The organism is Haloarcula sp. CGMCC 1.2071, from assembly GCF_037078445.1.
Lineage (GTDB): Archaea > Halobacteriota > Halobacteria > Halobacteriales > Haloarculaceae > Haloarcula > Haloarcula amylolytica.
In genome coordinates this window covers 398111-416179 of the sequence record NZ_JAYMGY010000003.1, presented here as the reverse complement: position 1 = coordinate 416179, position 18069 = coordinate 398111, and the positions used below count along the sequence as shown (strand labels likewise).

Here is an 18069-nt window from a genome sequence, read left to right as displayed (position 1 = left end):
CGGCCCGCAACGCTCCCTGAAAAATCGTCCTTCGCCCACAGTACTCCGCTTCTTTTTCAGAAGTACTCCGGTCGGACCTGATAGATGACGACGCCGTTAGTTCGCTTCGCCACGGTCACGCCCTGTAGCTGGTCGACAGTCACGTCGCCGTAGCGGGCCCGCTCGGCGGGGCCGACGTAGACGTAGCGCACGTCGTACGCTTTTAGGAGACGGCGCTGCTCGGTCGCGTCCCCGGTGTAGATCGTCTCTACGTCGTCGATCCGGCGGTCGTACACCGTGTCGTTGCGGTACTGGGCCTCGTGGGTCCAGCCGGCGACGGTCGGAAGTCCGGTCAGGCTCGACGGGGCGCTCGCGCCCTCACCGTCCTCGGCGTCCCACTCGTAGCCTGCGGGTGCAGCTGTGACGATAGTCGGCCGTCCAGTCGTCGTCTCATCGAGCCACCGTATCGCCTCGGCTTCCTCGGGGTGGTCCTTGTCGAGATAGGCCAGCCCGTCAAGCGTTGGGTCGTCCGCAGTGTCGACGTGGTTCGAGAGCGCGAACACGCCGTACAGCGACGCTGAACAGACGAGCAAGGCGACGAACGCACGGACGCCGATGCTTGCCCACGCTCGTGCGCGGTCGTCGGTCGGCCGCCAGCGGGTGAGCAGCCACGCTAGCACGGGGCCGGCGGCGACGCCCCAGAGCACCCACACCTGCATGTACGTCTTGAAGACGGTGTTCATCCGGCCGATGTTCTCCCTGACGAAGACGAACTCGACGAGGAGAACGAGGCCCGCACCGGCGAGAATCAGCACGGCTTCGAAGCCGACGGGTCGGTCGCCGCCGTCAGCCAGCGCCGGGACCGCATCGACGGTTCGGTCGAGCGTCGGCGAGCGCGCGAACAGCCACGCGCCGACCAGCAGGGGGGCGAGCAGGCCGACCGCCGCGACGTCGAGCGTGGCCGCGAGCGCCGCCGTGCCCACGGTCACGAGCCCGACGATTCGGGCCGTACTCCGCCCGACGGCACGCCCGGTCTGGGCGTACAGGTACAGCCAGAACGGGGCGACGAACAGGCCGTGGACGGCCAGGAGCTCCAGCAGCGAGGTTCGGTCGGGCAGGACCGCTATCTCGCGTCCGCTCGCCGGGCCGAGCCAGAACGGGAGCGACCAGAGCAGTCCCAGCGCGAGGACGCCACCAGCGACGGCCAGCCCCATCCCGACTCGGACGCCCTCCTGGCCCGGCCCGTTCAGCCGGAGTCGCTGTCCGACATGCTTCGGCAGGAGCGTCGTCGGGTCGGCCGGCGCGACGGTGACCGTCAGCAGGGCCAGCCCGCCCATCGACGGGAACGACCAGGTGTTCGTCACGGCCATGATGCCGGCGACGGCCGGGAGCGCGCCGAACAGCAGTGCGACCCGTCGGCGGCGTTCGGCGGCCGGCGTCTGGTAGTAGCTGAAACAGAGCGCGGCGGCCAGCAACAGAAAGCCCGTGCTCATCATGTGTGCGTGCATATCGCCGTTGAGCCAGGCGAACAGCGGGAACTCGTCGATGACCAGCGCAGCGCCGGGCTCGTATGTTCCGAAATCGGCCGCGCTATCTTCGATGACGCGGCTCGCGTCCCAGTAGCTAAACGAGTCCGGACCCGATGCGAGGCCGTCCAGTTCGTAACCGCCCCGCTCGACGACTGTCTGGCTCAATCCATCGGGCAGAAGCCAGATGACGAACTTGGCGGGTGTCGACAGATTGCTCGCGATGCCCACACAGAACGCCGTGAGGCCGGCTGCCAGTCGTCGTGGGAGACCGCGTTCGCTCGCGACAGCGCCCGCCAGTCCGTACGCCGCCGTGACAAGCGTCGCGTAGAAGCCCGCCAGCGCGAGATTGTACGCGAACTGTCCCGCGGTTCCCGTTATTCTGGTGAGGATCGCCGCGACGAGGTGCCCGCCGTAGTAGTACGCGACCGGTTCGCCGGCGAACCACATGTCCTCTAGCGGGAGGCTGTCGGCCCGCACGAGCGACTGCAACAGTCCGAAATCGAGGAACTTCTCGCCGCCAATGGGGACGATCCCGGGGTCAAGCGCGCGGATGCCGACGACGAACAGAAACGCGACTGTGAAGACGCCGGCCGTCTCGGCATAGGTTCGAGCGTTCGGTCCGCCATCAATCCACCAGACAGCTAGCGTACTCACAGCGAGAACGCCGACGCCGAGCCAGACACCGACTGTCAGCGAGAGGCGACCGGCGAAGTAGGTGACCAGCCACAGTATCGAGACGGCGACCGGGACGCCGAAGGCGAGCCCGCGGTCGGCGAAGCGAGGGAACAGCAGTCCAGCGACGGTCCCGCCAGCGTACAGTAACAGGAGGTAGAGGGCGAGCCAGGAGGCGAGGAGCCCGTATTCCATCAGTGAAGGGACCGGTTCGCTGGCCTATACGCTTTTTCGTTGCTCCCGGACTTATCGACTGATTAGGGACCGGTAGCTTCGAACTGTTTTTACTTCCGCCTGTCCGATTACTCGGCAATGTCGCCGACCGTTGGGGTTGTCCTCCCAGCCTACCGTCCCGACATGGACCAGCTCGGGACCTATATCGCCGCTATCGACGATGCCCTCGATCCGCGGACTATTGTCGTCGAACTCGATGCGCCACGAGACGGCGTCCCTGCACAGCTCCGGTCGCTCCCGGCAACGGTCCACACTGTGCCCTACCGTCGCGGGAAGGGCGCAGCGATCACCGCCGGATTCGAGCGGTTGGAGACGGACGTGCTGGCCTTCGTCGACGCCGATGGGTCGACACCGGTCCGCTCGCTCGAACGGATACTGGGCCCGGTCACCGACGGCCGAACGGACCTCGCTGTTGGCTCCCGACGTCACCCGGACGCGACGGTCGCCACCCATCAGACGTTCGCCCGGCGGTTCCTCGGCGACGGCTTCGCGTGGCTCGCCGGCCAGTTGCTCGACGCGCGGCTGTACGACTATCAGTGTGGTGCGAAAGCCATCGATGCGGCCGCCTGGGAGCGTGTACGCGACCATCTGTACGAACCCGGGTTCGCGTGGGACGTCGAACTGATAGCTATCACCGCGGCGCTGGACCTGTCTATCGAAGAAGTCCCCATTGAGTGGGAGGACAAGCCAGGCTCGACGGTGTCGCCGATACGGACGTCGATAGACCTGCTCGAGGCACTGCTGACGGCCCGTCACCGGTCGAAGCAACTGCGCGATGATCGCTTCCACACGGCTCTGGCCGATCACCTCGACGAACCAACCGCCCTTGTCGAGAAAGACCGATGATGGACATCGAACAGCAGGTTCGCCGCGTCGTTCCCGACCGGTTCGAGTCACTCGTGTCGGGCGTCCGGTTCGGCCAGTTCGTCTCCGTCGGTGTCGTCGGCGCGATCAGCGACAACACGGTCCTCGCCGTACTCGGCCTGGCGTTCGGCGTCAGCGATATGTGGGCCAAAGCCGCCGGCGTCGAGACGGCGATCCTCGTGATGTTTCTGGTCAACGAACACTGGACGTTCGCCGGCCAGGGTGACACCGGCCGCCGTTCGTTCGCCAAACGGCTCGGGAAATCCCATCTGGTCCGGTCCGGCGGCGTCGCGGTACAGCTCGCCGTCTACTGGCTGCTTACGCAGTGGCTGACGGTTGAACTCGTCGTCGCCGGAACTGATCTGTGGTTCATCGCTGCGAGCCCGCTCGCGATTGGAGTCGCGATGCTGGTCAATTACGTCGCCGAGAGTATCTTCACCTGGCAGGTCCACGCGGACGAGTGAGAATAGCGCGTTACTAACTCACGGACGGCACTCGAATCACAACCCTTAATGAGGGGACCGGACTACGAGAAGGTAGCGGGATGGGATAGCCAGGAGATTCCGGCGGGCTCATAACCCGCAGATCGGTAGTTCAAATCTACCTCCCGCTATATTCTGTCGCTCACAAATCCGTGAACGACTGGAATAGTCCAGTAGATTTGAAGTAGGTCACGAGCGACCAAAGGGAGCGACGTGAACGTGGTTCAAATCTACCTCCCGCAATGTTTTCGCGCTGCAGACTGCTTTCAGCCTGTTCACCGCTATTGCTCACTGCTGTGGAGGTACCCTTCTCTGGCCGCTGTGAGTGTTCGGTACAGTGCGGCGACTAACGCAACGACGAGCAGCACGCCAAGGACCTGTGCAGCCGTATTCTGCGTCTCGAATGCCCACGGGAGCGACAGCGCTAAAAACCCGATAGAGACGATAAGTCCGGCGAGTGTCGTGACGGTGACTAACAGATACCGGGCAGCACGCTGAAATGAACCGCCGCGGTCCAGCGTAGCGAGCCCGTATCGCTGTACCATCGCCCCCTCCAGCGCCAGCCAGAGTGCCAGCAGTGCGGCCACGCTGAAGCCGATGGTTCCAAGCGGGTCCGGAACCGCGACTCCTATTATATCGGCGATAATTCTGCCTGCGAGGACGAGTAGCCCGAGCGTCAGTGGCCCAAGCAAAGCAAGTGAACTAAACAGTGCGGCGAAATCCTTTGTGCGGGACCGAATGGAGGGGGACACAACAGCCGGTATCGGCTCAGATTTTTGTAAGCCTACTGGTGACTACTGGCGGCTCGCTCTCGACTCGCTACAGGAACCGTATCAACAGCCGCTCTAGTCGTCGCCGTGCTCGTCGACGATAGTGACTTCGCCGTCGATGACCTGGACGTTGATCAGCGTCTTGGCGTCGTACCCCGCCTCGTCGAGCTTGTTCGTCCCGTCGGCTTTCTTGATCACACAGACGATATCGCGGATGTCTGCACCGATGTCTTCGAGCGCGCCCGTGAGTCCGGCCAGCGTCCCACCGGTCGAGAGCACGTCGTCGAGCACGAGCACTTGGTCGCCCTCGTACACGTCGTTGACGTACATCTCGCTCTCGGAGTAGCCGGTCACCTGAGACAGCGATACCTCGCCGTCGAGTCCGTACTGGCGCTTGCGGACGACGACGAGCGGGATATCGGTCATCAGCGAGACGGCTGTGGAGATGTGGATACCCATCGCCGCCGGTGTGACGATTTTGTCGACGTCGTCGAGTTCTGCCTTCCGGATGATCTTGATGACGATCTCGCGCAGAAGTTCCGGTCGAAGCATCGGGACCCCGTCGCTGATGGGGTGGACGAAGTAGTGATAGCCTTCCTTCTCGATAATTGGCGCTTCGAGTAGGGACTTCTTGAGTCGGTCCATGCTGGCGGTACTACAAGCCCGTACTAAAATTCTCCGTCACCGACTCAGTAGAGCGCCAGCAACTCACCGAGCGCTCGCATCATCGGCAGGAGGTGCGCATCACCCAGTGCGTAGTACTCGACGGTGGTTAGGAGTAGAAATACGGTCGCAACGCCCGTTGCGGCACCGAGAAGCACTGCACCGGCCTGCCCGGCTCGGTCTTCGGAGCGACCACACAGCGCCCAGACCCCGAGTGGAATAGCGATTCCAAGCGCGAGCAGCGCGTGCAACTGGAACGCTTCGCCGATGCCGTTCACCGTCAGCGCGACGAACACCACAGTCACTTGCCCGCCGATCAACACGGTCCCCGCAACTGTCCAGAGGAACACGTCCCAGTGGTCCGCGAGGCTCCCGCGTACCGCTGGGAGCCGCACGAACAGATACACGCCGAGCGGATAGAGCGGGAACAGATACCGGGCGGTCACCTGCGCGTGCAGCGGCAAGCGGCTGTTGTACAGCAGGACGACGCCGACGAACGCCGTTATGGCGAACGCGTCCACGACACGGTCGGCGCTGAGCGTCCGGTCGGCCATCGACGAGGGCAAACGCAGCCGTCGGACGACTGGAAGCGCGCCGAGCATAGCAACGAGCACCGGTGCGGATTCGAGCAGCGAGAGATTGACGGATTCCTCACCGGTGTTATCGAGCGCACTGCCCGCGCTTCCCGACCGCACGAACGCGTGATACACGTCATCTGGTTGCTGCTGGAGTGTTTTGAGTCCCGAAACGAGTTCGCCGCCAAGCAGCAGCAGTGGCCGCATCCCGCTTTCGAGGGTCCCGAGCAGGGGTGCCAGCGGGGTGAGCAATCCACCGGACCCGCCTCCTCCACCATTGCTCCCACTCCCGCCGGCACTGTTCGCGGCATCGCCACCGAGGGAGCCGCCACCGGAGATCAACCTCGGCGGTTTAATCGGGGACCCGGAGATGGCGATGTTCGTGATGAAGAACGGCAGCAGGGAGAGTGCAAAGACGATGCCGATACGCGCGAGCGTTTGCGGGCGATTGTCCGGGGCTGTCGGGATATCGACCAGTGCCAGGGCGACACAGAGCAGGAGCGCTTCCGGAGCGTGTACCCACGCGTACAATCCCACCAGCGCATATGCGAGCGCGCGGAAGGTTCGCCGCTGCGTGATAACTGGCCCATCCGCTGGCTTGCGGCTCCGATAGAGGCAGTACGCGATGCAGACGACCACCGTCCCGGTGACAGCGTGGCGCTTTGGCACCGTCGCCCAGAAGGCCAGCGGTGTCCCGGCTGTGAGCACCACGGCGCTCAGGAGCCCCAGCCGGCGTGTGTGCATCCGACTGAGAAGCCGATAGAAAACCACCGGCGTAAACGCCGCGATGAGGAGATGCGTCAGTTGCAGCGCGTACAGATGGGTTCGGTCGGCGTCGAGTGGCTGTGCCAGCGCGACGTTCAGCCCGAACAGTCCCAGCACGGCAACGGTACCGCCGTAGAGGACCCAGTCGCCGTCGGTGTAGTGACTGCACTGGACCACCAGTGCCAGCAGCGCGAGCGACCAGAGCGCGACCAGCGCGATGCGGAGTTCAACGACGGCGGTGAGCAGGTCGAGCACGAATACGGCCGGCAACGAGAGGACAACAACACCGTAGTTGCGCGCGTACCACTGGCCGCCGTACCTGCTCGCTCCCGGTGTATCGAGCCCGGGTCCGTAGGTCGCCTCGGTCATCGCTAGCTGTCCGTTCGAGAGGCTGTACAACCCATTTGCCAGCGTGTAGGAATCGTTTATCAGGAACGCCGTCCGCCACAGCAGCCCGAACAGCACGACCGTCGCGAGAAACACAGTCAGGCCGAGCCGGTCACCGAACAACACCGAGTATGCCGTCTCGCGGGTGTTCGACAGCGCGGTCGTCCGCTGTCGGAGACGCCCGACGAACTCCGTCGCCGTCATTCGACCACCGATATCGTGACGTTGTGCGTCGCCACTACGCCGTGGCCCGCCCCGTCGCGCTTGCTCACCGTCACTGTTCCGTTGTACTGTTCGTGCTTTACCTCCCCGTCGGTGAACGTGTCCGACGCCAGCGTCAGGTCGTACGTGTCACCGGCCGAGTCGTCCAGGAAGTGATTCGTCGTCCGCGTGTACCCCAGTTCCTCGATTGTGAGTTCGTAGACGAGTGTCGGCCGACCGGTCCGATTCGCGAACTGTATGCGGACCGGTGGCGCGTCAAGGTAGTAGCTCGCCGCACCGTAAGACCCTTTCTCAAGCGTTACTTCATCCGGCATTTCAACTGTGGAAACCGTGACGTTGCCCGATTCGAGTGTCACTGGTTCTGGCTCGGATGCCAGTGTGACGCCGGGGACCAGCGGGCCGGAGAGCAGTGTGACGCCGAGTATAATGGCGATTACACTGGTGACAACAGCCCGCGTTTTTTGCATTGTTACCAGTCACTAGATATCTGGCAATAAAAGTATCGTGACGGTTTCTCGGGTTTGATTCTGGATTAACGGTTTTGATAGGTGGGGCATCCTTACAGCGGACTGTTCAATCCACACCGTGTGGAATTAAAAACGGGGAGGTGCCAGCTATTCGGGATGACGTGACTACTGGGGTAATCAGAGTGGTTGGTGCGTGGCGAGTCGTGATGGCCCAAGGTTTCGGAGTTTCATATCTGTGTAATGACAGCGGAGACGACGCTGCTGCTCACTGGGTGAAAAACAAGAAATTGGAAGCGGATTATGCGTCTGGTCCAGAGTCCTGTGAGAGCGTCGCAGACGTATCGCCTTCGGCAGTCTCGTATACGACACGGAGGTCGTAGTCACTCCGCACAGCGACGTCTACACTGTTTCCAGCAGTTATTTCGGTAGCACCGGTAGCGGTATTCCAATCATTATCCCCACTCTTTCCAAGTTCGAAGTCTCCTGCAGATAACCCTGTATTGTCTTCTGTCTCGTCAGTCAATCCATCTCCTCGAACGTAAATTTCATTTGCGGAAACAGTATCGCCACCGTCATGAGTTATTTTGGTGACTCCCTCAGTATTGTTTCCGGGGCCTGCATCATACTCCCAAGAGAAGCTAGCCTGCGGCGTGGCCTGCTGCGCCTGGTCACCGAGACCAAGCACGAAGGAGGCGATTACTGCGGCCAGAATGACCGTGATTGCGACCATCAGGATGACCCCGATGACCGGCGACACTGCGTCGTCGTCGTGGATGAGTTGTTTGATATCCATGGTTTGTTCGACGCACACCGCGAGTGTGACCCGAGTAGGAACCCCCTATACATCGAAGGATTTCCTTACCGGCTCGCGGGGTGTGCTGACTCAACCACATGAGATGTGCCCACTTATACTCACAACACGTTTTAGCCGTTCAACGTCGCCTTGAAGACCTTCAAGGCTGGCTGTACCGCCGAAATTCGATATGGCGGTGCGTGGATAGTTCAGCGGTAACTGAGACAAACGAAACAGCGCAAGCCGTGAAACAAACTGGGTGTGTCAGTCGTCCGATTCGGCTTCCTGTGCCACATACTCGGTCAGTGTCATCTCACGACCGGCGTACGTGTGATAGCCCGCGGAGACGCTGAGTACAACCGCAATCAGTGTGGTCCAGACCAGCGGCGGAATGACCGTGAAAGGATAGACGCCGACCCAGAGGATCGTCACGATTGCCAGACTGACCGCGCCGAGCGAGAGGTAGTACTCGCGCCAGGGGAACTCGCTTCCCGGTACGATTTCGAGATAGACGGTGAGTTCCTCCGTGTGTGCAGTCTTGGAGATCGTCCCGTTTTCATCGTCGTAGTCGATGATACCCGTCTCGTCCATCCGCGGGAGATGAGACTGCTGTAACGTGGTGTAGACGCGCTTCCGTTGCGCGCTCGTGACTTCGGTGTTCGGGCAGTCGTACTCCTGTGCGGCGACGTGTGACGCGAGGTCGCCGAGCTGTACTGGCCCGTCGTGTGCCCGTAGATACTGCAACGTGTAGCGACGCCGTTCGTTCTGCAGGACGTCGAATATCTCGCCTTTGGAAAGGTCCTCGTCCGTCGTGGAGTCCGACCGTTCTACCTGCTTACTCATATCATATTCTCCAGTTCCCCACCACCCATCGCAGGGAATACAGCCAAACTCAGAGTGTGCATCAGTTATAAACTCACGGATTTCACTGCCGGAAAAAACGATATGTCGCGAGCTTATGCGCTCGGTCCGGTTGCAGAGGCGAGCGTTGCGGAGCTGTCGCCATTTGCGGATTGGAAGACCACTCTGAGCTCGAAGGACTGTGAACTAACGCCAACTGTTGCCCGGTCACCAGCAACTACTTTACTGTTATCTCCGCTCGTAGCACCACCGATGTCACTGATCCACTCGCCTGTGGTGGTAAGATCTGACCCACGAACATAGAGGTTACTTCCTTTAATTGAATCACCGCCGTCGTGAGTAATGTCTACCTCACCTGAGCTTCCCGCACCACCAGTGCTATCGTAGTCCGTACTAAAGCTGGCTTGCGGAGCCGTGTTGCTGACCTGATCGCCCAGACCGAGGACGAATGTTGCGATAACGGCCGCGAGGATGACCGTGATTGCGACCATCAGGATGACCCCGATGACCGGCGACACAGCATCGTCGTCGTTGAAGAATCGTTTGAGTTCCATTGTTGTGTCCGCACGCATCAACAGGTCCCCCTGTTATGCCGTGCTTATCGAATCGTGGCTATGGAGATATATAAGTCTGCACCTGTATTATCAGAGCCTGTAATTACCTCATCTGTTAACACCTATTCTGAGGTGTTTGAACCCAAATATCCCTGACTGTGCCCTCAATTATCACAGAAGATGTTTTTAGAACATCATGAAAGGGCCAGCAGTGCCACCGTAACGAAGACCGCGAGGATGAGGATGCTGAGTCCGATACCGGCCCGCATCGGATGTACGAGGCTGTCGTCGTCGCGTAATCGGGCAATCACGTCGTTCGGGGAAGTCACTGTTCGCGTAACGACGGTCGTCGCCTGAACCACTGTGCGGTCCACGGCGGCGTACAGTTCGGTCACGCCGACGACGAGGCCGCGGGAGCCATAGAAGACGGCGGGGTTGTACAGTTTATCAATATCCGGGACGCGGCCGAGCTTCGAGAGGGGCTTCTTTGTCACCGCGAAGCCGATCAGCCCGAGGACAGCGAGCACGACTCCTTCGATGAGATGGGGGATGGTGTAGGTCTCGTAGACGTGGTCGACGACGGCCCCGCTCGTCACGTCGAACGGAAGGATGGTGAACAGGGCTGTATCGTACACACCGTAGATGATACAGAGCGCGGCTACGGACACCATGGCGACGCTCTGGAGACGGTTCGCGTCCGGCACGCTCCCGTCGTACTCGCCGTGGAAGAACGCGTAGTAGCCGAACTTGATGAACGACATGAACGTGCCGACGCCGCCCAGCAGCAGCATCCACTCGAGCGTATAGAACTCACCGAGCGGGAGCGGTCCCTTTCCGAAGGTGTAGTGGCTTCCAGAGATGATGATGCCCTTGCTGACGAAGCCGTTGAAGCCGGGGAAGCCGGCGATAGACAGCGCAGCGACGGAGAACGCCCCAGCGGTGATGGGCATCTCTCGCCAGAGGCCGCCGAGTTTCTTCAGGCTCTCCGTGCCGGTCCGGTAGATGACGACACCGGCGGTCATGAACAGCAGGCCCTTGTAGAGGATGTGGTTGAATACGTGCGCGAACGCGCCGGCCTGAGCGAGCGGCGAGCCGATACCGACGCCGGCGACCATGTACCCGACCTGGGATTGGATGTGATAGGAGAGGAGCCGACGCATGTCGTTCTGGAACAGCGCGAACAGCGCGCCGAAAATCGCCATCGCACCGCCCATATAGGCGATGGCTTCGTGGCCGTTGGGGAACGCGCGGTACATACCGTAGACGCCGGTCTTGGTCGTGAACACGCAGAGGAAGACGCTGGCGGCGATGTGCGGGCGCGGATAGGTGTCGGGTAGCCATGCATGCAGGCCGATGAAGCCGACGTTGACGCCGATACCGATAGCTGCCAGCGCGGCGGCCAGCCCGGACGAAATACCGGCCGTCTCCGGGCCACCCGGTACTGATGCGAACAGGAACGTCTCCACCTCGACGTAGTGCCGGAGGATGGCGGCCATCAACAGCGTGCCGCCTAGGCCGTGCAGCAGGGCGTACCGGAAGCCTGCCCGGACCGCCTTGCCGCCGTAGTGCCACACCAGCAGCGTGCTGGTGACGGCCATCAGCTCCCAGAAGAAGATGAGTGTGAGCCAGTCGCCGGCGAACACGGCCCCGAAGCTCGTCGCAACATACGAAAGCGCGAACGCCGTCTGTGTGGTGTCAGCCTCGCTGGCGTAGGAGTAGAGCACAGCCACGGTGGCGATGAGCCCGAAGATGATACCCATCAACCGTGAGAACGGGTCGACGTTCAGGAGGACGGCTTCGAACCCGAGGAACTGGGTCCGGAGGTGTGCGCCTTCGGGCACCATGACTGCCCACGGCACCGCCAGCGCCGGGACGAGCGCACCGATGGCGTGTCCGGCCCGCCGCGGGAGCCGGGAGACGACGATTGCCAGCGCGAGCAGTATGACCACCGGCGGAACCGTCGTCAGCATCGACATTAGACAACCACCCCCGGGAGGTTCTCGACGATAGCATCGACGATTTGCAGGAAGACGGCCGTGTGTGGCACCGTCCCGAGCAGGAGCGACAGCGTGGCTGCGGTGAGTATCGGCCCGAGCATAAACCACGTACTCTCGCCGCCGCGCCAGCCGCGGTCGTCCCAGCCGCCTGCGGGCGGGCCGCCGTGGTGTTCGTGTTCCTCGTCGTGTTTCCCGAGGTGGTCGACGTGTTCTGGCTTCGGTACCTCGCCCTCGTCGGAGTGACCGTCGGCAGCGCCCGATTCGTGGTCCTCACCGCCGTCGGCCCGAACCTTGTCTCGCCCGCCAAGTGGTCCCCCGATGAGGGGCTTCTCGTCGTGGTCCTCCGGCGACTCGAAGTACGCCTGATAAACAATTGGCCAGAAGTACGCGATGTTGAGCACGCCGGAGACCAGCAACGCGGCGGCGAAGATGAGCCCGCCATCGAGGCTCAGCGCGCCGATGACGAGGTACCACTTGCTGACGAACCCGGCGACCAGCGGAATCCCGGCCATCCCCGCCGCGGCGACGGCGAAGGCGGCCATCGTCAGCGGCATCCGCTTCCCGATGCCGGCCATGTCGCTGATGTCGTCGGTGTGGGTTTCGACGTGGATTGCGCCGGCACAGAAGAACAGGGTGAGCTTCATGAACGCGTGGGCGGGGATGTGGAGCAGGCCGCCGGTCAGCGCTTGCCCGTGGAGCAGTCCCAACCCGAGCACGATATAGGACAGTTGGCTGATCGTCGAGTACGCCAGCCGACGCTTGAGGTTGTCCTGTCTGAGCGCGATGATACTCGCGGTCAGGAGGGTAAAGGCCGCAATCGCGGCGAGCGGGAGGCCGACGCCGAGTTGCTCCATCGTCCCGGTTCCGTACACGTCGAGGACGACCCGAGCGATACCGAACACACCGCTCTTGACGACGGCGACGGCGTGGAGTAGGCCCGACACCGGCGTCGGCGCGACCATCGCGTCCGGGAGCCAGGAGTGCATCGGCATCAGTGCGGCCTTGACGCCGAAACCGGCCGCAAGCAGGACGAAGGCCGCCCGCGCCAGCGTCGGGTCGGCCGTCGTGAGGCCTTCGAGGCCACCGGGCGTGAATGCGGTCGTCCCAGCGAGGACGAACACCAGCACCGTTCCACCCAGCACGGCGACGCCACCGCCGAAGGTGTACGCGAGGTACTTCCGGCCGGCGGCGCGGGCCTCGTCGGTCTCGTCGTGGGTGACGAGCGGGTACGTCGACACCGTCAGCAGTTCGTAACAGACGAACAGCGTCAGCAAGTTCGAGGCGAACGCGACGCCGACTGCCGACGCGAGGCTGGCGGCGAAGGAGGCGAAATACCGCGTCTGTGCGTGTTCGTCGAGTCCGCGCATGTAGCCGATGCTGTAGAAGCTCGTGACGATCCACAGTAGGCTCGCGAGCAGGCCAAACAGCAACCCGAGCGGGTCGACGGTGAACGCCAGTTCGATACCGGTTGCGAACTCTCCGAAGGAGAAACCGTATCGTGTCCCGCTCAGAACGCCGGGAACCATACTCGCAATGATCCCGAACTTCGCGAACGCGACGGCCAGGGTCACTCCCTCCCGGACGTTCGGCCGGCCTTTGAGCGAGAGAATCGCAGGGATGGCCACCGCCGAGACGAGTATTGCCAGGATGGGTCGTAATTCAGTCATTGGTTTAGAATGGGTAGAAGCGTGTCTCGAAGCACCTGTTCGAACGCCGGTACGGCTGCGGTCAGCGCGACCGCGAGCGCGGCCGCGACGACGACGACGGCGATCATTCCGAACGAGACCGCCTGTCCGCTCCCGTCCGTCACGGGAGCCTCGGCAGGTGTCTCCTCCGAATGGATGGTCGCCTCGGCGAAGTAGAGCCGCTCGACGAGGCGGGCGAAGTACGCGAGCGTCAACAGGGTACTCGCGAGCAGCACGGCCACCACGGGCCAGTTCTCGGCGTTGACCGCGCCGAGGACGATGTACCACTTGCCGACGAACCCGACCGCCGGCGGAACGCCGACCATCGCCAGCGAGAGCACGGCGAACGAAAACGCCGAGAGCGGGACGCGGCTTCCCATCCCGGCGTAGCCGTTCACAGTCGTCGCGCCCGTCTTACGCTCGATGACCCCCGTCGCGGCGAACAGCCCGCCTTTCATCACTGCGTGGCCGAGCAGGTGGACGGTCGCGCCGACGACGGCCAGCGGGGTCGCGATGGCGAATCCGGCGATGACGAGGCCGAACTGCGACACCGAGGAGTACGCGAGCATCCGCTGGACGCTGTCCTGCGAGACGGCGAGCGCGCTCCCGGCGATAATACTCACGCAAGCCAGTCCGACCAGCGCCCAGCGAGCGACGGGCACGGCCGCCAGGAACTCCACGGTGAACACGGAAAACAGCAGTCGGGCGAGCGCGTACGCCGACACCGTCGAGACGAGCGCCGAGATGAACGCGCTCACGGTGTCCGGCGCGTTCGCGTACGCGTCTGGCTGCCAGGTGTGCAGCGGGAACAGGGCGACTTTCACCGTCAGCCCGCCGATCATCAGCCCGAACGCAGTCAGGACGAGCGTCGAGTCGTAGGCCGCCATCTCCCCGAGTTTGCTCGCCAGGTCAGCCATGTTGAGCGTCCCTGTCGCCGCGAGCAGGTAGCCAACGCCGAGCAGATACAGCGAGGCCCCGACGGTCCCGATGATGAGGTACTTCAACGCCGCGACGGCGGCGCTGGCGTCCCGGCCACTGGCTACGAGGCCGTACGCCGCGAGCCCCGTGATTTCGAGGAACACGTAGAGGTTGAACACGTCGCCGGTGACGGTCATCCCCGTCAGGCCGGCGACCAGCAGCAGGTACAGGCCGTAGAAGGCGTTCGAGTGCGGGCCGGCCTGTCGAGCGTACGCGAGCACGCCCAGTGACACGACGGCCACGAGCAGGGCGACGGCCCCCGAGAGCCCGTCGACGACGAGTTCGATGCCGTACGGGGCGGCGAAACCACCGACCGCGTAGGAAACAGTTCCGCTCGCGCTGACAGTCCACGCGAGCAGCCCGGCCAGACCGGCCTGGCCGACGAGCGTCAGCGTCGCGACTGGCCACCCTGCCCGGTCGCTGACGAGGCTGGCGACGAGCGGTATCGAACCGCCGACGATCGGCAGGACGACCAGCAACACAGGGAGCTGTTCAATCATAGTAGAGCTGTTTGAGTTTGTCTTCGTCAAGCGTTCCGTACTCGGTGTAGATGCGGATGATAAGCGCCAGCGCCACGGCGGTCAGGCTCACCCCGACGACGATAGCGGTCAGGATGAGGACGTGTGGCAGCGGACTCACGTAGGGGCCGCCGCCCTCCTTGATTATCGGGGGGTTCCCGCCGGCCCGGAACGCGAGCGTGATGAAAAACAGGAAGATGCCCGTCTGGAAGATGTTCATCCCGATGACCTTCTTGACGAGGTTCTGGGACTCGATGAGCATATAGAGGCCGATACCCAGCAGGAGCATCACCGCGAAGTAGTTGTAGTGTGAGTTCAGCAGTTCAAACATTAGCTCTCATCCTCCGGTGAGTCGACGGCGTGGCCGAACCCGGCCGCGAGCAGGAAAAAGAGGCCGATGGCAACGCTGGCGACGATACCACCGATGGCCAGTTCGACGAGCTCGATGGCGTAGGCGACCACATGCGAGATGAACTGTTCGTACAGGTGGTATTCGAGGAAGTTCCCGCCCAGGAGCATCGTTCCCAGGCCGATTGCCGCGAACGTGAGCACGCCGCCGGACGCGAGCGCGGCGACGACGCGGACGTCGAGCCAGTCCCGGGCCGCGTCGATGCCGTAGGCGAAGGCGAGCATCATCACAACCGACCCGGCGATGACCCCGCCCTGGAATCCCCCGCCGGGGGAGTTCGCGCCGTGGAACATCACGAACAGGGCGAAGGTGAGGACGAACGGCGACACCACGCGGACCGTCGTCATGATGATCGTGCTCTCGACGTACAGTCCGGTTCGCTCGTCGCTACTCATGCGAACACCTCCTGTCTGAGGACGGTCAGTGCCGCCACGCCGGCGGAAAAGACTACGACCGCCTCACCCAGCGTGTCGAATCCACGGTAGGCCGCGAGCACGGCCGTCACACCGTTTTTGACTTCCGTATCCGCGTACGCGTTGTCTATGTAGTACTGCGTTACTTCGCCGCTGACGACGGGGTTTGCCGCGCCGTCCGCCCCGACGGCGGGCAGCGACGGGACCGTCGCGATCATGACGACGACGAACGCACCGACCAGGACGACGGTCGGGACGCTGATCGACTCGAACAGGCCGTTCTCCTGTGGCCGAACGGTGTTTGCCAGCGCCAGGATGAACAGGATCGTCATGATGCCGGCCCCGACAGCCGCTTCGGTCAGCCCCACGTCAGGGGCCTCGAGCATCACCCAGATAATGGAGATGCCGAGGCTGTAGGCGGCAAACGCCATCAGCGACGCCAGCACGTCACGGAGTACGGCCGCGCCGATAGCACAGCACAGCACGAACACCAGTAACACTCCCTCGATAAGTGAGAGCGTCATGACTCGCCCTCCTCATCGCCGGCAGTCCACGGCTCGATACCCTGGTCCTGTGCCGCCCGGGCGACGGCGTGGGCGGCGGTGGGGTTCGTCAGAAACATAAACACCAGCAGGAAGACGGCTTTGATCGTCGCGAGGTCGGTCTGAATCGCGAGCGCGGCGGCCCCGATAGCGAGGACGGCACCCAGCGTATCGCTCTTCGATGCCGCGTGCGTCCGAGTGTACACGTCCGGCAGTCTGACGATGCCGACCGAGGCGACGCCACCGAAGAACGCACCGACCAGTGCGAGTACAACGATCCCCCACTCCAGCGGCGTCATAGCACACCCCCGTGTTCGACGTTGAACTTCGAGAACGCTATCGAGAGCAGGAAGTTCAACAGGGCGTACACGAGCGCGATATCGAGGAACAGCGGCTTATCGAGCGCGCCGGAGACGAGCGCGATAGCGATGACGGTGTTCGTCCCCATCACGTTGACCGCGATGACTCTGTCGTGGTCCGTCGGCCCCGCGAACACGCGGTACAGCGACACGATAGCGAACAGGACGAACGCGCTGGCGATCGCCAGCAGCGCCGCCTCGAACTCAATCATCGTCTGCCACCTCCGGGTCGTCGATGTCGCTCTCGATTGTGCCGTCGCCGTCCCCCTGCCCCCGTTCGCGCGGCGAGGGAATCGCTGCGGCCTCCCGGCCGTAGAAGACGAACCGGACGGCCCGTTCGAGGCCGCCGTCGAACAGGTCTTCGCGCGCACTCCCTGTGAGCGAGTGGATATCGAACGCCTGTTCGGAGACGCTGACGGTGAGCGTCCCGGGCGTCAGCGTGATGCTGTTTGCCAGCGTCGTCACCGGTCCGTCTCCCCAGATGGCCGCCTCCAGTTCGACCATCTCGGGGTCGATTGGCAGCGACGGGTGCAAGACGACGTAGGCGATTTCGAGGTTCGCAACCGCGATCTCTTTGAGGAGGTACGGGATGTAGAGGGCCATCCGGGCGAACTGCCCCGGAACCCGTGTCAGCGACGGCTGGCGACTGAACGCGATCGGCGCAAGCAATGCAGTGACGATAGTCGCCGTTATCGCGCCAGTGAGGAAATCCAGCGGTTTGTACGAACTCAACAGCAGATAAAACAGGTAGGACGCCCCGAAAATGGTGAGATACTTCGGGAGTGTCGCGGCGCGAGCGAGCGCGGTCGACCGTGCCGGCCGCTCGACGGGTGCGGTCTCGACGTCGATATCGCCCCGGACGAGTTCGACTTCGAGCGGCCGGAGCATCGGCGTCGTGCCGCCCGGGTTGAACTCCGGATCGAGGACGACCCGTTCGATGCTGTGTTCGTCGGCGTAGGCCAGTATCACGTCGGCGTAATCGCCGGGGCTGAACAGGTAGCGGTCGGCACCGATGACGCCCAGTTCCACGTCGAGGTTCGACGGCGGGTCAGCACCCAGATCTTCGTCGAGCCAGACCTCGATTCGGTCGAGCAGGTCTTTGGCCTGGCCGAGTTCCGTCTGGGCGTCGGGGTCGACGGCGCGCGTGCTTGCGACGGCGACGAGGTGCAGGGATACCTGTTGCTGTCCCTCACTGGCCGCCGATTCGGCCTGTTCAATGGCGTAGGCGACGGTGTTACGGACCGTCACCGAATCGGCTACTGGCACGAGCAGGCGACGGGGTGGTGGTACAGTCACAGTATCTGTTTAGAAACTCCGAATAGCGGTTCGTCGGGCAGTACTGTCGTTATCG

The 18069-nt window shown here is 63.0% G+C and carries 19 protein-coding genes and 1 tRNA gene; 3 read left to right on the top strand and 17 right to left on the bottom strand.

From position 1 onward, the window contains the following. Positions 1-56: 56 nt before the first annotated feature. The gene (locus VI234_RS09495; RefSeq protein ID WP_336329839.1) at positions 57-2375 is read right to left on the bottom strand and encodes a DUF2298 domain-containing protein; all 2319 of its coding nucleotides are present in this window, start codon (positions 2373-2375) and stop codon (positions 57-59) included. Positions 2376-2492: 117 nt separating this feature from the next. On the opposite strand from VI234_RS09495, the gene VI234_RS09490 reads away from it, so the two are divergent. From VI234_RS09490 to VI234_RS09480, 3 genes are all read left to right on the top strand, one after another. Beyond that, complete coding sequence (locus VI234_RS09490; RefSeq protein ID WP_336329838.1) at positions 2493-3260, top strand: glycosyltransferase; 768 nt, start codon at positions 2493-2495, stop codon at positions 3258-3260. Beyond that, positions 3260-3742, top strand: a complete 483-nt coding sequence (locus VI234_RS09485) for a GtrA family protein (RefSeq protein ID WP_014039682.1) — start codon at positions 3260-3262, stop codon at positions 3740-3742. Before VI234_RS09490 ends, VI234_RS09485 begins: the two co-directional genes overlap by 1 nt. 74 nt (positions 3743-3816) lie before the next feature. Then, a tRNA-Met gene (locus VI234_RS09480) sits at positions 3817-3891 on the top strand. Between the two features lie 150 nt (positions 3892-4041). Here the strand turns inward: VI234_RS09480 and VI234_RS09475 are convergent. From VI234_RS09475 to VI234_RS09400, 16 genes are all read right to left on the bottom strand, one after another. Then, complete coding sequence (locus VI234_RS09475; protein WP_336329837.1) at positions 4042-4452, bottom strand: hypothetical protein; 411 nt, start codon at positions 4450-4452, stop codon at positions 4042-4044. A gap of 153 nt (positions 4453-4605) precedes the next feature. Beyond that, positions 4606-5175: a hypoxanthine/guanine phosphoribosyltransferase gene (gene hpt, locus VI234_RS09470; RefSeq protein ID WP_004518711.1), complete on the bottom strand. Its 570-nt coding sequence runs from the start codon at positions 5173-5175 to the stop codon at positions 4606-4608. Between the two features lie 44 nt (positions 5176-5219). Further along, on the bottom strand, positions 5220-7124 hold the full coding sequence (locus VI234_RS09465) for a hypothetical protein (RefSeq protein WP_336329836.1): 1905 nt from the start codon (positions 7122-7124) through the stop codon (positions 5220-5222). Then, positions 7121-7609: a hypothetical protein gene (locus VI234_RS09460; RefSeq protein WP_336329835.1), complete on the bottom strand. Its 489-nt coding sequence runs from the start codon at positions 7607-7609 to the stop codon at positions 7121-7123. The genes VI234_RS09465 and VI234_RS09460 overlap by 4 nt, the downstream gene beginning before the upstream one ends. A gap of 298 nt (positions 7610-7907) precedes the next feature. After that, positions 7908-8402 carry a type IV pilin N-terminal domain-containing protein gene (locus VI234_RS09455; RefSeq protein WP_336329834.1) on the bottom strand — a complete coding sequence of 165 codons (495 nt, stop codon included), beginning with the start codon at positions 8400-8402 and terminating at the stop codon, positions 7908-7910. 264 nt (positions 8403-8666) lie between these two features. Next, positions 8667-9245 (bottom strand): DUF7344 domain-containing protein, encoded by a 579-nt coding sequence (locus VI234_RS09450; RefSeq protein ID WP_336329833.1) that lies wholly within the window; start codon positions 9243-9245, stop codon positions 8667-8669. 113 nt (positions 9246-9358) lie between these two features. After that, positions 9359-9817 (bottom strand): type IV pilin, encoded by a 459-nt coding sequence (locus tag VI234_RS09445; protein ID WP_008310513.1) that lies wholly within the window; start codon positions 9815-9817, stop codon positions 9359-9361. A gap of 194 nt (positions 9818-10011) precedes the next feature. After that, positions 10012-11793: a Na(+)/H(+) antiporter subunit D gene (locus VI234_RS09440; RefSeq protein WP_336329832.1), complete on the bottom strand. Its 1782-nt coding sequence runs from the start codon at positions 11791-11793 to the stop codon at positions 10012-10014. Then, positions 11793-13481 (bottom strand): cation:proton antiporter, encoded by a 1689-nt coding sequence (locus tag VI234_RS09435; RefSeq protein WP_336329831.1) that lies wholly within the window; start codon positions 13479-13481, stop codon positions 11793-11795. The genes VI234_RS09440 and VI234_RS09435 overlap by 1 nt, the downstream gene beginning before the upstream one ends. Then, the gene (locus VI234_RS09430; protein ID WP_008310509.1) at positions 13478-14977 is read right to left on the bottom strand and encodes a monovalent cation/H+ antiporter subunit D family protein; all 1500 of its coding nucleotides are present in this window, start codon (positions 14975-14977) and stop codon (positions 13478-13480) included. The genes VI234_RS09435 and VI234_RS09430 overlap by 4 nt, the downstream gene beginning before the upstream one ends. Beyond that, on the bottom strand, positions 14970-15326 hold the full coding sequence (locus VI234_RS09425; RefSeq protein WP_008310508.1) for a cation:proton antiporter subunit C: 357 nt from the start codon (positions 15324-15326) through the stop codon (positions 14970-14972). Before VI234_RS09425 ends, VI234_RS09430 begins: the two co-directional genes overlap by 8 nt. Beyond that, entirely contained in the window at positions 15326-15799 is a 474-nt protein-coding gene (locus VI234_RS09420; protein WP_008310507.1) for a Na(+)/H(+) antiporter subunit B, read from the bottom strand. Before VI234_RS09420 ends, VI234_RS09425 begins: the two co-directional genes overlap by 1 nt. Beyond that, positions 15796-16341, bottom strand: coding sequence for a DUF4040 domain-containing protein (locus VI234_RS09415; RefSeq protein WP_008310506.1), 546 nt, complete (start codon positions 16339-16341; stop codon positions 15796-15798). The genes VI234_RS09420 and VI234_RS09415 overlap by 4 nt, the downstream gene beginning before the upstream one ends. Further along, a complete protein-coding gene (gene mnhG / locus VI234_RS09410) occupies positions 16338-16658 on the bottom strand; it encodes a monovalent cation/H(+) antiporter subunit G (RefSeq protein WP_008310505.1) in 321 nt (106 codons plus the stop codon). Before mnhG ends, VI234_RS09415 begins: the two co-directional genes overlap by 4 nt. Beyond that, positions 16655-16930: a cation:proton antiporter gene (locus tag VI234_RS09405; RefSeq protein ID WP_005535719.1), complete on the bottom strand. Its 276-nt coding sequence runs from the start codon at positions 16928-16930 to the stop codon at positions 16655-16657. The genes mnhG and VI234_RS09405 overlap by 4 nt, the downstream gene beginning before the upstream one ends. Next, positions 16923-17966, bottom strand: a complete 1044-nt coding sequence (locus VI234_RS09400) for a monovalent cation/H+ antiporter subunit E (protein ID WP_008310498.1) — start codon at positions 17964-17966, stop codon at positions 16923-16925. Before VI234_RS09400 ends, VI234_RS09405 begins: the two co-directional genes overlap by 8 nt. Positions 17967-18069: the final 103 nt, after the last annotated feature.

Coding starts and splice junctions, on each gene's coding strand:
- VI234_RS09495 (WP_336329839.1), bottom strand. CDS start 2,375: ATGGAATACGGGCTCCTCGCCTCCTGGCTCGCCCTCTACCTCCTGTTA.
- VI234_RS09490 (WP_336329838.1), top strand. CDS start 2,493: ATGTCGCCGACCGTTGGGGTTGTCCTCCCAGCCTACCGTCCCGACATG.
- VI234_RS09485 (WP_014039682.1), top strand. CDS start 3,260: ATGGACATCGAACAGCAGGTTCGCCGCGTCGTTCCCGACCGGTTCGAG.
- hpt (WP_004518711.1), bottom strand. CDS start 5,175: ATGGACCGACTCAAGAAGTCCCTACTCGAAGCGCCAATTATCGAGAAG.
- VI234_RS09465 (WP_336329836.1), bottom strand. CDS start 7,124: ATGACGGCGACGGAGTTCGTCGGGCGTCTCCGACAGCGGACGACCGCG.
- VI234_RS09460 (WP_336329835.1), bottom strand. CDS start 7,609: ATGCAAAAAACGCGGGCTGTTGTCACCAGTGTAATCGCCATTATACTC.
- VI234_RS09455 (WP_336329834.1), bottom strand. CDS start 8,402: ATGGATATCAAACAACTCATCCACGACGACGACGCAGTGTCGCCGGTC.
- VI234_RS09450 (WP_336329833.1), bottom strand. CDS start 9,245: ATGAGTAAGCAGGTAGAACGGTCGGACTCCACGACGGACGAGGACCTT.
- VI234_RS09445 (WP_008310513.1), bottom strand. CDS start 9,817: ATGGAACTCAAACGATTCTTCAACGACGACGATGCTGTGTCGCCGGTC.
- VI234_RS09440 (WP_336329832.1), bottom strand. CDS start 11,793: ATGTCGATGCTGACGACGGTTCCGCCGGTGGTCATACTGCTCGCGCTG.
- VI234_RS09435 (WP_336329831.1), bottom strand. CDS start 13,481: ATGACTGAATTACGACCCATCCTGGCAATACTCGTCTCGGCGGTGGCC.
- VI234_RS09430 (WP_008310509.1), bottom strand. CDS start 14,977: ATGATTGAACAGCTCCCTGTGTTGCTGGTCGTCCTGCCGATCGTCGGC.
- VI234_RS09425 (WP_008310508.1), bottom strand. CDS start 15,326: ATGTTTGAACTGCTGAACTCACACTACAACTACTTCGCGGTGATGCTC.
- VI234_RS09420 (WP_008310507.1), bottom strand. CDS start 15,799: ATGAGTAGCGACGAGCGAACCGGACTGTACGTCGAGAGCACGATCATC.
- VI234_RS09415 (WP_008310506.1), bottom strand. CDS start 16,341: ATGACGCTCTCACTTATCGAGGGAGTGTTACTGGTGTTCGTGCTGTGC.
- mnhG (WP_008310505.1), bottom strand. CDS start 16,658: ATGACGCCGCTGGAGTGGGGGATCGTTGTACTCGCACTGGTCGGTGCG.
- VI234_RS09405 (WP_005535719.1), bottom strand. CDS start 16,930: ATGATTGAGTTCGAGGCGGCGCTGCTGGCGATCGCCAGCGCGTTCGTC.